Annotated in this window: 15 protein-coding genes; 6 read left to right on the top strand and 9 right to left on the bottom strand. The window is 42.6% G+C overall.

Annotated elements, in window-relative coordinates; translation table 11 throughout:
- Window positions 1-96: 96 nt before the first annotated feature.
- Window positions 97-840: a copper homeostasis protein CutC gene (locus tag KUV50_RS13930; RefSeq protein ID WP_222580784.1), complete on the top strand. Its 744-nt coding sequence runs from the start codon at window positions 97-99 to the stop codon at window positions 838-840.
- 10 nt (window positions 841-850) lie between these two features.
- Here the strand turns inward: KUV50_RS13930 and KUV50_RS13925 are convergent, their stop codons facing one another.
- On the bottom strand, window positions 851-1,465 hold the full coding sequence (locus KUV50_RS13925) for a redoxin domain-containing protein (protein ID WP_222580783.1): 615 nt from the start codon (window positions 1,463-1,465) through the stop codon (window positions 851-853).
- 8 nt (window positions 1,466-1,473) lie between these two features.
- Complete coding sequence (dnaE, locus tag KUV50_RS13920; RefSeq protein WP_222580782.1) at window positions 1,474-5,025, bottom strand: DNA polymerase III subunit alpha; 3,552 nt, start codon at window positions 5,023-5,025, stop codon at window positions 1,474-1,476.
- A gap of 464 nt (window positions 5,026-5,489) precedes the next feature.
- On the opposite strand from dnaE, the gene KUV50_RS13915 reads away from it, so the two are divergent.
- From KUV50_RS13915 to KUV50_RS13895, 5 genes are all read left to right on the top strand, one after another.
- Window positions 5,490-5,924 (top strand): hypothetical protein, encoded by a 435-nt coding sequence (locus KUV50_RS13915; RefSeq protein WP_222580781.1) that lies wholly within the window; start codon window positions 5,490-5,492, stop codon window positions 5,922-5,924.
- 109 nt (window positions 5,925-6,033) lie between these two features.
- The gene (locus tag KUV50_RS13910) at window positions 6,034-6,609 is read left to right on the top strand and encodes a YeeE/YedE family protein (protein ID WP_222580780.1); all 576 of its coding nucleotides are present in this window, start codon (window positions 6,034-6,036) and stop codon (window positions 6,607-6,609) included.
- 45 nt (window positions 6,610-6,654) lie between these two features.
- Window positions 6,655-7,068: a YeeE/YedE family protein gene (locus tag KUV50_RS13905; protein ID WP_222580779.1), complete on the top strand. Its 414-nt coding sequence runs from the start codon at window positions 6,655-6,657 to the stop codon at window positions 7,066-7,068.
- Between the two features lie 126 nt (window positions 7,069-7,194).
- The gene (locus KUV50_RS13900; protein WP_222580778.1) at window positions 7,195-8,541 is read left to right on the top strand and encodes an MBL fold metallo-hydrolase; all 1,347 of its coding nucleotides are present in this window, start codon (window positions 7,195-7,197) and stop codon (window positions 8,539-8,541) included.
- Between the two features lie 308 nt (window positions 8,542-8,849).
- The gene (locus KUV50_RS13895; RefSeq protein WP_222580777.1) at window positions 8,850-9,221 is read left to right on the top strand and encodes a DUF805 domain-containing protein; all 372 of its coding nucleotides are present in this window, start codon (window positions 8,850-8,852) and stop codon (window positions 9,219-9,221) included.
- 109 nt (window positions 9,222-9,330) lie between these two features.
- Here the strand turns inward: KUV50_RS13895 and cmk are convergent, their stop codons facing one another.
- The 7 genes from cmk to KUV50_RS13860 form a co-directional block, all read right to left on the bottom strand.
- A complete protein-coding gene (gene cmk, locus KUV50_RS13890; RefSeq protein WP_222580776.1) occupies window positions 9,331-10,020 on the bottom strand; it encodes a (d)CMP kinase in 690 nt (229 codons plus the stop codon).
- A gap of 117 nt (window positions 10,021-10,137) precedes the next feature.
- Window positions 10,138-10,359, bottom strand: a complete 222-nt coding sequence (locus tag KUV50_RS13885) for a DUF2795 domain-containing protein (protein WP_222580775.1) — start codon at window positions 10,357-10,359, stop codon at window positions 10,138-10,140.
- A gap of 86 nt (window positions 10,360-10,445) precedes the next feature.
- The gene (gene queA / locus KUV50_RS13880; protein WP_222580774.1) at window positions 10,446-11,510 is read right to left on the bottom strand and encodes a tRNA preQ1(34) S-adenosylmethionine ribosyltransferase-isomerase QueA; all 1,065 of its coding nucleotides are present in this window, start codon (window positions 11,508-11,510) and stop codon (window positions 10,446-10,448) included.
- Between the two features lie 92 nt (window positions 11,511-11,602).
- On the bottom strand, window positions 11,603-11,947 hold the full coding sequence (gene rplT / locus KUV50_RS13875; RefSeq protein ID WP_222580773.1) for a 50S ribosomal protein L20: 345 nt from the start codon (window positions 11,945-11,947) through the stop codon (window positions 11,603-11,605).
- Between the two features lie 92 nt (window positions 11,948-12,039).
- Window positions 12,040-12,234, bottom strand: coding sequence for a 50S ribosomal protein L35 (rpmI, locus tag KUV50_RS13870; RefSeq protein WP_222580772.1), 195 nt, complete (start codon window positions 12,232-12,234; stop codon window positions 12,040-12,042).
- Between the two features lie 77 nt (window positions 12,235-12,311).
- Window positions 12,312-12,899 carry a translation initiation factor IF-3 gene (infC, locus tag KUV50_RS13865; protein WP_222580771.1) on the bottom strand — a complete coding sequence of 196 codons (588 nt, stop codon included), beginning with the start codon at window positions 12,897-12,899 and terminating at the stop codon, window positions 12,312-12,314.
- A 120-nt stretch (window positions 12,900-13,019) separates the two neighbouring features.
- Window positions 13,020-15,551, bottom strand: coding sequence for an ATP-dependent Clp protease ATP-binding subunit (locus tag KUV50_RS13860; RefSeq protein WP_222580770.1), 2,532 nt, complete (start codon window positions 15,549-15,551; stop codon window positions 13,020-13,022).
- Window positions 15,552-15,583 lie beyond the last annotated feature (32 nt).

Raw genomic sequence — 15,583 nt, 5'->3', positions numbered from 1 at the left:
CCAAAAAATAAAAAACGCAACAAAATAGAAGGATTATAGGTCTCATTGAATTTTATTAGTTAGTTTGCAAAGATCACAAAAATATTTCAGACTTCTATGATTATTGAAATTGCTGCCAATTCATACGAATCTGCCCAGATTGCCAGTCGGGCAGGTGCTGACCGGATCGAGCTTTGTTCCAACCTCGAATTGGGTGGAACAACTCCCAGTCCGGGACAGCTTCTGTGCGTCAAGAATAATCTTGATATTCCGGTTCATGTTCTTATTCGTCCACGAGGCGGTGACTTCATATATACGTCGCTGGAACTGGAAGAAATCATCGAATCCATCCGATTCTGTCGCTCTATTGGTATAGAAGGTGTTGTTTTTGGCTTTCTCACCCCGGCAGGCGAAGTAGATGTTGCCACGACCAAAAAGATTTTGTCGCATGCTGAAGGAATGGATATAACTTTTCACAGGGCATTTGATATGGTCACCCATCAGGATAAAGCATTGGAAACAATCATCAGCCTTGGATTCGACCGTATTTTAACATCAGGAGGCAAACAATCGACGCCAGAAGGTATTAAACAAATCGCCAAGCTAATCGAACAAGCCGATGGGCGGATAACAATCATGCCCGGAGGAGGCATCACAGAGAATAATATTAATGATGTCATTCATTTTACGGGAGCTTCGGAGTTTCACCTCTCCGGAAAAATGATCGTAAAATCACCACTTGAGTATCGAAATAAAGCCTTGGATCTGGTTCATGCCGAGGATATTCACCCCTACAATTACCAGATAACCAGTTTTGACAGAGTAAAAAATGTGGTTACAAAAGCGAAGTCAGGGAATTAGAGCTTCGCACTTAGTGCTTAATCACACAGCCGACGGGACGTGTTTTGACAGGCTCGGGATCCACCCCGTCTTGAAGTGCACGTATGGCATTTTCCAGATATTTATCGGTCACACTTTCAGCACCTTGTGCACTGTTATCGATCGCCCCCCGGTATTTTAAAACATTGCTTTTATCCATCAAAAACACTTCCGGTGTTTTGCGGGCACCAAACCGACGAAACAATCCGATAGAATCTATCAAATAAAGTCCGGAATAGCCCGATTGTGAAACCCATTTCATCAACTCCGAAGGATGATCACCAGGCTTTAAGTCCGGATTGCTTGGATTGATCAAAATCACTGTATATCCCACGTCATTATATACATCATGCAACTGCAGGATTCGTTCCTCATAAAGCTTGGCGTAAGGACAGGTATTGCATGTAAAAATCAAAATAGTTCCTAACGAGCCTGTAGACTCAGAAAAAGCAACCTCTTCTCCATTCAGATTCTTCAATGAGAAGTTTTCGATGGTCTCCCCAATTTTATATTCAGCATCCTGTATTTCATCAGACAGAAACACGCCGGCCGCAGCAGTACCACCAAGCGCGAACAATCCGATGAGACCGTAAATCAAGTTCTTCATGCTCTTTCTTATTTACTTTGTGCAGTTAGCACTGAATATTGATAGTCGTTCTGCTCCAATTCCATCAGAAAGTCATTGTCGATGGTTACTCCTCCATTCATCGATCGCAGTCCAATCTGAACCTCTTTATCTGATTTATCAAAAACGGTTAGTCGAATTTTTTGTTGCCCCTCGTGTTCTTCCATCAAAGTTTTCAGATTGTTAATATATAGTTCATCAATATCAACGACGGGCACGTATATTTTGACGGATTGAATGGAAGACTCAGCCACCTCTCTCAGTAAATTAACCGCATCTACCGAATGGCGTAAATCTCCGCCTCTGGTCAGGTTAAATGAAACCTGAAGATGTAAAAAGTTTCCACTTTCGATAAGACCCTGGTTATTTAAAAAGTGTTTTCCGCTGATGAAGAATTCATAGCTTCCACTGTAATCCTGCAAGGTAAACACCCCATAGTTCAATCCACGTTTACTGACACCGGCTCGACTGGCCGTGACGAGCCCACCCACCCGAAACCGTCTGCCAGGCTGCTGATATTCTTCCATCGTTCGAATATCACAGTCTACCAACTCTTTCAGCAAATGCCGCACCTGATCCAGCGGATGTCCACTGGCATAAATCCCCACAATTTCCTTTTCCTTCTCCAGGGTATACATCTTCTGCCAGGATTCCGCCTCCGGGGGTTCAGGCGGATCCAGAGTCACGGTTGATTCAAATCCAAAAAGAGAATTCTCCATGGAATTTTTGGCCTCCCGATACATATTTCCATATCGTACCAAGTGCTCGATAAAGGTTTCATATTTGTCAGAAGGTTCAAAATACTGAGCACGATCGATACCAAAGGAGTCCAAGGCCCCACTATACACCAGGTTTTCAATGCTTTTTTTATTGAGCGACCGCAGATTAATTCGTTTGATAAAATTATCCAGATCTGTAAAATCTCCAGACAGGTCGCGTTCGTCAATCAAAGATTTGGCAGCACTCTCTCCCACCCCTTTTAATCCATATAATCCTATCCGAATGTTTCGCTCATCATCTACTGTAAAGTTAAGATCACTTTTATTGACATCAGGGCCAAGGACCTTGATTCCCATCGCTTTGGCCTCTCGCAGAAAAAACTCCAGCTTGGAGATATCTGAATAGTTGTGCATAAGCACTGCAGCCATAAATTCTTCGGGGTAATGTGCTTTCAGATAAGCCGTCTGAAAAGCGACGATCGCATAACATGTTGAGTGAGATTTGTTAAAAGCATAAGAAGCAAAGGCCTCCCAGTCTTTCCAGATCTTTTCCAGAATCTTTGGATCATGTCCCCGCTCCTGGCCTCCCTGAAGGAATTTGGGATGCAATTCATCGATGATTTTCTTTTTCTTTTTACCCATTCCTTTACGGAGAACATCCGCCTCACCTTTGCTAAATCCGGCCAGTTTTTGGGACAGCAACATCACTTGCTCCTGATAGACCGTAATTCCATAGGTTTCAGCCAGGTATTCTTCCATATCATCCAGATCATAAACGATGGCCTCCCGACCATGTTTCCGCTCAATAAAATTTGGAATATACTGCATGGGACCCGGTCTGTACAATGCGTTCATTGCAATGAGATCCTCAAACTTATTGGGTTCCAGAAGCTTGAGGTTTTTCTGCATGCCAGGGGATTCATACTGAAACACACCGACTGTCCGGCCTTTCTGAAAAATGCGCTCGTAGGTCAGTGGATCATCCAGGGGAATCCCATCCAAGTCAATTTTAACCCCATGATTTTTCTCAATAATCTTAATGGCATCTTTGATGATGGTCAGGGTTTTCAAACCCAAAAAATCCATTTTAAGCAATCCCGCATCTTCCACTACCGCATTATCAAACTGTGTCACCAGCAGATCAGAATCTTTGGCGACCGCTACCGGGATAATTTTCCGTATATCGTCCGGCGTAATAATCACCCCACAGGCATGGAGCCCTGTATTTCGCACTGACCCTTCCAGGTTGCGGGCTGTACGCAACATTTCTCCAACCAACGAATCTTCTTCGGACAGTTTTCGTATGGTTTTCGCTTTGGATACATCGTCCGCATTCATATCCTCCAGAATTCCCTTGTCCATCTCGCCGGGTCTCAAAACCCGGTCCAGATTCGCCTTGGGGTGGGTGGGATACATTTTGGAAATTCGGTTCACTTCATTTAGTGGAACATCCAATACACGGCCGACATCCCGTATCGACATTTTGGCCGCCATGGAGCCATAAGTAATTATTTGAGCCACCTGATGTTGCCCGTATTTTTCCACCACATAATCGATCACCTTACTCCGTCCTTCATCATCAAAGTCGATATCAATATCCGGCATGGAAATTCGTTCCGGATTTAAAAACCGCTCAAATAGTAAATCATACGCTATGGGGTCCACATTCGTGATACCCAGACAATAGGCCACTGCGGAACCGGCAGCTGATCCTCGTCCCGGTCCCACAGACACATCCATTTCGCGCGCAATGGATGTAAAATCCTGAACTATCAGAAAATAACCGGCATAGCCACTGCCATTGATGACCGACAACTCAAAGTCAAGTCGCTCCCGGACCACCTCATTGAGTTCCTGATATCTGCGTTTGGCTCCCTCATACGTCAGATGTCGTAAATATTCTTCCTGTGAAGAAAACTGTGCTGGTACCGGAAATGCCGGTAATAATATATCTCGTTTTAGTTTTAAAGTATCTACTTTGTCATAAATATCGAGCGTATTGTCCAGTGCTTCCGGAATATCCGAAAACAACATGTTCATCTCGTTCTTAGTCTTGAAGTAGAAATCAGAACTGGGAAATCGGAAACGTTTCTCTTCCTCTACTTTATTTCCAGTATTGATGCACAGTAATATATCGTGCGCCTTCCAGTCTTCCTCTTCGAGATAATGGGAATCATTCGTTGCAATGATCTTCACATTGTGCTTCCGAGCTAATTTTATTAAAGTCTGATTAATATACTCCTGACTGATACCTGTCCCATCGATATCCTCAAGACCGCTGTGTCGCTGCAACTCAATGTAATAATCTTCTCCAAATAGATCGAGCCACCATTTCAGCTTTTCTTCTAACTCAGCTTCTTTTCCTGCCAAAATGGTTTGCGGGAGCTCAGCGCCTATGCAACAACTTGTTGCGATCACCCCTTCGTGGTATTTCTCGAGCAATTCCTTATCAATCCGGGGAAAATCATTGTACAGCCCTTCCGTGAAGCCCAAACTACAAAGCATTGATAAGTTTTGATACCCTTTCTGGTCTTTGGCAATAAGCAATTGGTGATACCGTTTGTCTTTTTCACCCCGTTTTCTGGAAAAGGATTGTTTGTGACGGTCTTCTACCAGATAAAACTCACATCCCACCAATGGCTTTAAATTTCGCTTTTCTGCTTCGGCCACGAATTTGAAGGCGCCAAACATGTTTCCATGATCGGTTAAAGCAACTCCTTTCTGGCCATCTGCAGCAGCCTTGTCCATCATCATCTCAATCTTGGAAGCGCCATCTAGCAGAGAAAACTGAGTATGACAGTGTAAATGAAGAAAATCAGGCATATATTATTGAGTTTAAATGTTGAGATGTTTTTTGAATCGGCGATTCGGTATATGGATTGGACAAATATAGAGCTTTTAAAATATGATTGAAAATAATCAGTGCCTATAACACTATAAGTTTCCTGCTATCGTACGCCCGATGCTTCAAATATTTTATTCCGATGTGTTTCCCAAAAGTATCTATACACCATACCGGACGATCCAGCTCATTTAAGAATGTGCAATCTGAAAAACAAGAATTTGATACAAACCATTGTGCCTGGCAGGTAAAAATAAATCCACAGATTAAATCCTATCCTGAAAATAGCCTCCTCAAAAAAGGATGACAATCCGGGTCGAACAGATCATCCTAAACCCAGGTGGAAATTTCAATAATAGACGTCATTTTAGTATATTGCCAAACCCCCTTTAAGCGTCAATCAAATATCGACCATATTGCAATACACCAAAGAAACCGACATCTTATGAAAAACACGACATCCCGGCCTCCCGTCTGGTTTTATATTCTTACCATCATTTTGTTACTCTGGAATGCAATGGGATTATTTGCCTTCTTTGATCAGGTTATGATAAGTGCCGCCAGGCTGGAGGCTTTGCCTGATAATGAACGCAATCTCTATGAAAACACACCTGTCTGGGCAGTTATCGCTTTTGCATTAGCTGTATTTGGCGGTACGTTGGGATGCATCGGACTTCTCCTCAGACGGTCGTGGGCCAGAATTCTGTTTTTGATATCCCTGGTTGGTATTATGGTTCAAATGTATTACAACGTCTTTATTGGAAAAGCGATGGATGTATATGGACCGGGAGCGGTCACAATGCCAGTATTGGTGCTTCTTGTCGCCGTTTTTCTCATTTGGTTTGCAAATTACGGTATACGGAGGGGTTGGCTGGGATAACTAATCTTAAGTGCCTCATCCAGTGTTTGTAATCAAAGTCACATCACTTGTTCAAAGGAAGAATTACATTTGTGTCGAAATTGAAAACACAAATTAATTTTCTAGTCTTATGAATGAATTTATTGAATTCCTCAGTCAACCCTGGCCGTGGTATATTGCTGGTCCCTTGTTAGCTTTGGTCATGTTGTTATTAATTTATTTTGGCAATACCTTTGGTGTCTCGAGCAACTTCAGAACGATGTGCAGTATTGGAGGAGCGGGTAAAAAGATCCCTTTTTTCGATTTCAACTGGAAGAGTCAGGTATGGAACCTGGTCTTTATATTGGGAGCATTCTTGGGTGGTCTGGTCACCACGATGTTCCTAATGCCTGATACCGCCGTTGGAATAAGTGAAACCACCAAATCCGAACTCATCTCGTATGGGATACAAAACCCGGGAGAGCAAATGCTGCCATCGCAAATCTTTAATCTGGAGTCCCTATTTACTGTACAGGGCCTTATCATGATCATCGGAGGTGGCTTTCTAGTCGGGTTTGGAACCCGGTATGCTGGTGGGTGCACATCGGGGCACGCCATCACCGGACTGAGCAATCTACAGCTGCCTTCCCTGATTGCAGTAATTGGATTTTTCATTGGTGGCCTTTTGATAACAAACTTGGTCATGCCCTATCTCCTCGCGGTTTAATTTTTTCTAATCGCGAAATATTTATTAGTTTATAAAATATAAAAAATGAAATACTTAAAGTATTTAGTTCTCGGAATTCTGTTTGGGATCATCTTGACCAAATCTGAAGTGATTTCCTGGTTCCGGATATATGAAATGTTCCGCTTTCAATCCTTTCATATGTATGGGGTAATCGGATCTACTGTGTTAATCGGAATGCTGGGATTACAGTGGATCAAACGGAAAAACATTCACTCGATTTATGGCCAACCCATTCAAATCGCAGACAAAAAGATGAGTGTCTCCAGATATCTTATTGGAGGTACAATTTTTGGATTGGGCTGGGCTTTGACCGGTGCCTGTCCGGGTCCTATGTTTGTACTCCTGGGAAATGGCTTTGTCGTAATCCTTGTCGCTATAGCTGCTGCGCTCGTCGGAACCTATGTGTACGGTGCCTTGAGACATAAACTTCCCCACTGACCAGGGATCGAAACAGCCTTTCGATGTCCAAAAAAGTACTATGTAACCATTGTTACCTAAAAAGCAAAAAACATGTCTTATTTTTGATACGGACGCAAATATTTTTAAACTTAAATTATTGTTTGAATGATTATTGAACAAATATATGATAAAGCGTTGGCCCACGGATCGTATGCGATAGAAAGTGATGGTCAGGTTGCATTAGTGGATCCGGGTCGTAATCCGGAACCCTACCTTAAGTTCGCAGAAAAGCACCATGGTACCATTGTGGCTGTTTTTGAAACCCATCCACATGCTGATTTTGCCAGCAGTCACATCGAATTTCAGAAAAAATTTGATGCAAAAATATATGTGAACCCCAAAGTGGGAGTCAGCTATGACTATGAACCCATGGAGCATGAGGATACAGTCCAAATTGGCTCCATGACCATGAAAGCACTTTTTACCCCCGGCCATTCACCAGACCATAACTCCTACCTGGCTATCGACGAGAACGGGGTAAAGAAAGCCGTCTTTACCGGAGATTCATTATTCATAGGAGACGTCGGTCGACCCGATCTTAGAGAAGGCGCCGGAAACATCCAGGTTAGCCGCAAAGAACTGGCAGGAATGATGTTCGATACGATACATGATGTATTCGCTCATCTCCCTGATGATGTTGTGGTATATCCAGCTCATGGAGCCGGATCCCTGTGTGGTAAAAATATCAGCGACGAACGCAGCAGCACCATAGGAATCCAAAAACAGGAAAATTGGGCCTTTCAAATGGATGATAAAGACCGATTTATGGAAAGTTTCCTGGAAGGACAACCATTTATCCCCAGTTATTTCCCGCATAGCGTGGAAATTAACCGGAAAGGCGTACCACCTATGGCCGACTCAATCAACAAAATTCCACGTCTGGATTCTTCAGCCATTCTGGAAGAAAATACCACAATTATTGACACCCGTAAAGAGGAAATATTCAAGAAAAGTCATCTTAAAGGAGCTATAAATATTCAAGCTGGAGAAAATGACAAATTTGAAACCTGGCTGGGCGCTATGGTCAAACCAGGGGAGCCATTCTACCTCGTAGGAAAAGATGAGGCCGCCGTGACGAACGCCATGGAACGCACAGCTAAAATCGGCTATGAATCATATATCAAGGGAGCATTGGTAGCTTCTGCTACCGACGAAAAAGTGAGTAGTGAAACAACCCCATTGGATCGTTTCAAAGAAAACCCGGAAAAATTTACCATCGTGGATATCAGAAACAAACCAGAAGTACAAGCTGAACAGTTTTTCCCTTCTGCTATCAACATACCACTTCCGGAGCTTTCGGAAAGAATCCATGAAATACCAACGGATCAACCCGTGGTCGTCCATTGTGCCGGCGGATATCGATCGGCCATAGGGTCGAGTCTTCTCGATAAGAAAATAGGCGACCAGGTCAAGATATATGACCTAAGTGACGACATTCAGTCCTGGAAATAGATCAGATGGAATGCCAATAATCAATGGAGGGTTTAACACCCTGAATTGAAACGAATCGGCCCGAATAAAGTACATGGGATGTGCTTTATTTGGGCTTTTTTTATTCAGAATAACCCGGTACCTACTATTGAATACCACGAACCACGTTGGCAACATTCAAGATCTCCATACATATAGAGCACAATCAAAATATTTTATATATCTTGAGAAAGCTATGTTCTATGGAATGGTCTGGTAATTCAAAAAACGCTGGCTGCGTTCCATCACAAATAAACTAATGTAGAATTCACGAAAACACACCAACAACTATGGACTGGTTTATCTATGCGCTTCGGAGATACAATGATTTCAATGGTCGATCAAGGCGACGGGAATACTGGCTCTATGTTTTATTCTATATTCTCCTGGCAATCGGTGCACATTTCTTAGATAGTTTATTTGGGTTTGCAGACGTCGGCGAAGTATATGGTCCGATATATACCTTATTTGTAATTATCATGGTACTGCCTAGTATAGCAGTAGCCGTGCGTAGATTGCATGACATTGGCAAAAGTGGTTGGTGGATTTTTGTCGGGTTTGTTCCGATTATTGGTTTTATCTGGCTCCTTATCTATTTTGTCCGCGAAGGCACGATCGGTCCTAATCAATATGGTCCGGACCCGAAAGAACAACTTCGATAACAGCCCCAACCGGTTAGACTAGAATTTGGTGTTTTTGCCATTTTACGGCGCAGACTTGGCCGGGTGATGGAAAGGTGATCAATGGACTAATCAAAAAGTGCCCCGAGATTTATTCTTTGCAAGATGACTCCTGTATTCTCAGTGCGGCCAGGCTCCTGACCATAACCAATTGTTCCTTTCTGGTCAAATTCGTATTATCGATTACTACGGAATCTTCGGATTGTTTTAAAGGACTATCGGCCCGGGTGGAATCAATGTGATCCCGGGTGAGCAGATTAGTACGTATTTCATCAACATTCAGGTATTGATTGCTCGATTTGATATCATTCATTCTGCGGCGAACACGTGTTTCTAAATTGGCCGTGAGAAAGATTTTAAGAACGGCGCCTGGGAAGACCACTGTACCAATGTCCCGTCCATCCATGACAACGTTGTGCGTATGCCCATAGTCTTGCTGAAGCGCGACTAATCTTCGACGAACGTTGGGTAGTGCAGCGACTTTACTAACATTTTCGTTAACCTGGGATGTACGCAACTTCGTGGACACATCTTCGCCGTTCAGATAAAGTTTATCGGCAGCTCCCGGAACATATTCAAACCGAATATCAATAGATTGGACCAACGCATCGGGTGGTTCGGTATCAAAAGAAACACCTTCTCGAAGGAAGTAGAGGGTCACTCCGCGATACATCGCCCCGGAATCTATGTATATAAAATTTAACTCATCCGCCAGTTCTCTTGCCAGGGTACTTTTCCCACACGCTGCATATCCATCAATACTTATTTGGTGACAAGGCATTCTTGAGGTGTTAGGCTGTTAATCATCAAATCGTCTGATAAAGCTATTTCGTAGTTCGTACTTTAAGAACAATCTATGTGATCAATAGCACGATCAAAAAAGCTCTACGAAGGGGTCTTAATATTCATCTTCATTGAAGAGAAAATCATCCTTTCTCGGATAATCCGGCCAAACATCCTCAATGGATTCATAGATCTCGCCTTCATCCTCCATATCTTGAAGGTTTTCGATGACCTCCAGTGGAGAACCCGAACGCACGGCATAATCAATCAATTCATCTCTTGTGGCCGGCCAGGGCGCGTCTTCAAGATGGTAAGCTAATTCTAATGTCCAATACATGTATAATCTTTATTTTTTGCTTTACTAATAAATACACTATTAGTATATCAAAAATAAATCCAAATAGTTCCAACTTTGAAGAAAAATCATAAAATAAGCATGGCATCTCCATAGCTGAAGAAGCGATACTCTTCTTTGACGGCCTCCTCATAAGCTTCTCTTATAAGATCATATCCTCCGAAAGCAGACACCATAATTAGTAAGCTTGTTTTGGGAAGATGCAAATTTGTAATCATAGAATCAGCAACATGAAAATCATACGGTGGATAAATGAACAGATTCGTCCACCCTTCTGCTTCTTTCAAGAAGTAATCTGCTGACACCGCTGATTCGATCGTCCGTACGGAAGTCGTACCCACAGCACAAACTCGTTTTTTGGCTCGTTTGGCGTTATTAACAATCATGGCAGCTTTTTCATCAACGGAGAAGTATTCGGCATCCATTTTGTGCTTGGATAGATCTTCTACTTCGATGTTGCGGAAAGTTCCCAGTCCGACATGGAGTGTCACTTCAGCTTGCTGAACGCCCTTGATCTTGATTTGCTTCATGAGGCGTTCACTGAAATGCAATCCTGCAGTGGGGGCAGCTACAGCTCCTACTTCCTTTGCATACACGGTTTGATACCGCTCATCGTCCAAGGCCTCTGCTTTTCGATTCATATACTTTGGCAAAGGAGTATTACCAAGCCTATAAAGAATTTCTTTGAATTTTTCATTTGAATCTTCGAAATAGAATCGAATTGTTCGCCCACGACTTGTCGTATTATCGATCACTTCAGCCACGAGTTTATCATCGCTGTTTGGATCACTGAAATACAATTTGTTTCCAACTCTGATTTTACGAGCCGGATCGACCAACACATCCCATAGCTTTGCGTCTTCGTTAAGTTCACGCAACAAAAAAACTTCAATGTTAGCACCTGTCTTTTCCTTACACCCATATAACCGTGCCGGAAAAACTTTGGTATTGTTCATAATGAGGCAATCATCTTCCTCAAAATAATCCAGCACATCCTTAAAAAGCTTATGCTCAATTTTTCCCGAATCGCGATGTACGACCATGAGTCGGGATTCATCCCGCTCACTGGCTGGGTATTTTGCGATAAGTTTTTTTGGTAAATCGTAATTAAACTGTGACAGTTTTGCTTTCATTAGAATCAATATTTTGCTAAGGTACAAACAAGTAAAAGTGTCGATTCAATCAGGAAAAGACACTTTAATCAAACAATCAGATGTAAAAAAGTTTATTTTACTTTTTCGACGATCGCCTTGAAAGTAGCAGGCTCATTCATCGCAAGGTCCGCCAATACTTTTCGATTCAATTCGATGTTGTTTTGTTTCAGACCATGAATAAAAGAACTGTAGTTCATTCCTTCAGCACGAGTGGCTGCATTGATTCGAGCAATCCACAACTTACGGAAGTTCCGCTTTTTGTTTCTTCTGTCTCTGTAGGCGTAGAGCAATCCTTTTTCCACAGCATTCTTGGCTACGGTATACACTTTGGATCGTGCTCCCCAGTAGCCTCTGGCTTGTTTTAGAATTTTTTTCCGACGCTTTCTCGAAGCAACAGCATTTTTTGAACGTGGCATATTTTAAGTTTTTTCCTGGTATAAGGGGAGTATACGTACTGCTTAGCCGCTTATCCAGGCAGTTATAATTCTGGGAGTCAATAAATTCTTGATTAGATGTTCAACATCTTACGTACGCGCTTTGTGTCGCCTTCTGATACTAGGGCAGATCCCCGCAGATGTCGCTTGGCTTTTTTGGTCTTTTTTCTCATCAAGTGAGAAGTGCGAGCCTGGAAGCGCTTTATCTTTCCAGAGCCGGTGACACGAAATCTTTTCTTAGCGCTGGAATGTGTTTTTACCTTGGGCATGATTCTTAATATTTCATATTTTATAAAACGGTGGGCAAAATTACGAAAAATACCCGTACGAACAAATAATACTGTTCCTAATTTTTCTTCTTTGGCGATACGATGACGATCATCCGTTTCCCTTCAAGTTTAGGCAGACTTTCAGCAGATCCATAATCTTCGAGTTCTTTCAAAAAACGAAGTAATAATAGTTCTCCACGTTCTTTAAACACGATCGTCCGACCACGAAAGTGGACATATGCTTTTACCTTCGCTCCATCTTCCAAAAATCCTTTGGCATGTTTGAGCTTAAATTCAAAATCATGGTCATCCGTATTGGGCCCAAACCGAATTTCTTTGATGACCGTTTTGGAAGCTTTATTTTTGATTTCTTTTTCCTTCTTCTTCTTATTGTAAAGGAACTTGTTGTAATCAATGATCTTCACTACAGGAGGCTTCGCTTTCGGCGCTATTTCAACCAGATCCAAGCCCATCTCTCGGGCCCAGTCTTTGACGATATTAGTTCTAAACACCCCACTTTCTATATTCTGCCCGATGACTTCGCCCAATTCATCCAGGTTATCCCCGACCAAACGTACTTCCGGGATTTTAATGTGTTCATTGATACGGTGTTCTGCAGTATTTTTAGGTTTATAATTTCTACTTCTTGAATATCTTCTGGCCAAATTAACAAAGGTTTAATGAAAAAATGTTTTGCAAATGTAATTACTTTCATCGAAAATGTAAGAAAAAAAATTACGCTTTACAAATCAACGGAAGGTTCTTTATGTATTTCGGGTTTATAATTAGGATTTCACATCACTCTTCAGGTGAACATTGAGCTCTTCGTTGTCCTCAATCTCAGTATCATAGTCGACCACAAAAACTGCACCTTCCTCAGGGTTTTCATTTAAGATGTACTCAGCCAGTGGATCCTCAATGTATTTCTGTATAGCACGCTGCAAAGGCCGTGCTCCAAACTGAGGATCAAATCCTTTATTGGCCACAAACTCTTTGGCATCGTCGGTCAGTTCAATCGAGAATTTCATTTCTTCCAATCGCCCATACAGATCATTGAGCGTAATATCGATGATGCGGAAAATATGTTCTTTTTCCAGTGTATTGAAAATAACTATGTCATCAATTCGATTCAAAAATTCGGGTGAAAAGGTTCGCTTCAAGGCATTTTGAATCACGCTTTTGTTGTGATCTTTGGAACTTTCTTTCCGTGACTTGGTCGCAAAACCTACCCCCATTCCAAAATCTTTCAATTGGCGAACACCGATATTGGAAGTCATGATGATCAAGGTGTTTTTAAAATCAACCTTCCGACCAAGACCGTCCGTCAACTGACCATCATCCAACACTTGCAACAATATATTATAAACATCGGGATGTGCTTTCTCAATTTCATCCAACAAAATCACTGAATATGGTTTTCGACGCACTTTTTCCGTCAACTGGCCACCTTCTTCATACCCCACATACCCCGGAGGGGCTCCGATCAACCTACTGATACTGAACTTTTCCATGTACTCACTCATGTCGATCCGTACCAAAGCATCGTCGCTGTCAAATAGATATCGCGCCAGTGATTTTGCCAGCTCCGTTTTTCCCACCCCTGTTGGTCCCAGGAAGATGAAGGTACCGATGGGTTTGGAGGGATCCTTAAGCCCTACCCTGTTGCGCTGAATCGCTTTGGTTACTTTCGATATCGCCTCGTCCTGACCGATAATCATTTTCTGAATATCACTGTGCATTCCGACAAGCTTTTTACTTTCACTTTGTGCTACTTTTTGCAGGGGTATGCTGGTCATCATAGACACTACTTCAGCAATGGCCGCCTCATCAACCGGGTATTTTTTGGTTTTGGACTCTTCCTCCCAGTTAGCGCGGGCTTCATCCAATTGTTTTATCATTTTGGATTCCTGATCACGCAACTCGGCTGCATTTTCATATTGCTGATTCTTGACAGCCTGGTTTTTCATTTCTTTGACATCCTCTATTTGCCGCTCCATCTCCTCGATGTGTTTGGGCACAAAGATGTTTTTGAGGTGAACCCGTGCACCTACTTCATCCATTACATCAATCGCCTTATCCGGGAGAAATCGATCTGTAATATATCGTTCACTCAGATGCACGCACGCTTTAATCGCTTCCTCATCGTATTCTACATTGTGGAAGTCTTCGTATTTTGGTGCGATATTCTGTAATATATTCACCGTTTCTTCTGCCGTCGGCGGATTGACCAATACCTTTTGGAAACGACGATCCAAAGCGCCGTCTTTTTCGATATACTGACGATACTCATCCAGCGTCGAAGCACCGATGCATTGCAACTCTCCCCGCGCCAGGGCTGGTTTGAATATGTTCGATGCGTCCAATGATCCGGTCGCTCCTCCTGCACCAACTATCGTATGTATCTCATCAATAAACAGGATCACATCCGAGTTTTTCTCCAACTCATTCATAATCGCCTTCATTCGCTCCTCAAATTGTCCCCGATATTTGGTTCCTGCTACGAGTGCAGCCAAGTCCAGCATGACAATCCGTTTATCAAACAAGGTCCTGGAAACTTTTTTTGATTGGATCCGAAGCGCAAGTCCCTCTACAATGGCGGTCTTGCCCACCCCGGGCTCCCCGATTAATATCGGATTGTTCTTCTTCCGACGACTTAAAATCTGCGAAACCCGCTCGATCTCCTCGTCACGGCCTATGATGGGATCCAGCTTATCTTCGACGGCCAACCGGGTAATGTCCCGCCCAAAATTATCCAATACAGGTGTCGTCGATTTTTTGGCTCCTCGTTTCTGAAATCCTCGGGTCGAACTGCCCTCATCCTCGTAGGAGGGCGAATCATCCGATGCGGACTGAGAATAAACATCAATATCCACCTGATCCTCATTAATCAGATAGTACAATTCATTTTTATACGTTTCATAATCGACGTCAAATTGCTTTAGGATCTTGGAAGCTCTGTTCTCCTGATGCTTAAGCATGGACAAGACGATTAGTTCAGGGGAAATTTCCTGGTTCTTAAATACCTTGGCTTCAAGAACTGAAAACTTTAATATTTTTTCAGCGTGTTTGTCAAATGGAATATCACGATCAGGGCTAATTACTGGCCGAACCTGGTTACTGCTATACTTTTCAAGATAATCGGACAACTCAACCAAATCCACGTCCAAAGATTCAAAAACCTTGGCCGCCAAACTTTCCTCTTCGTGTATGATTCCAAGCAATATATGCTCCGGCCCCGCAAATCCATGCCCCATTCGCTTTGCCTGGATTTTGCTGTGACTGAGTATTTTCTTTACTTCTGGTGAGAACTTTTTCATATAGAGAGATATAACTTTATTCTAAGAAACAA

Origin of the sequence: Membranihabitans marinus, assembly GCF_019802045.1 — a bacterium.
GTDB classification, from domain to species: domain Bacteria; phylum Bacteroidota; class Bacteroidia; order Chitinophagales; family Saprospiraceae; genus Membranihabitans; species Membranihabitans marinus_A.
This window is presented reverse-complemented; position numbering and strand designations above follow the sequence as displayed.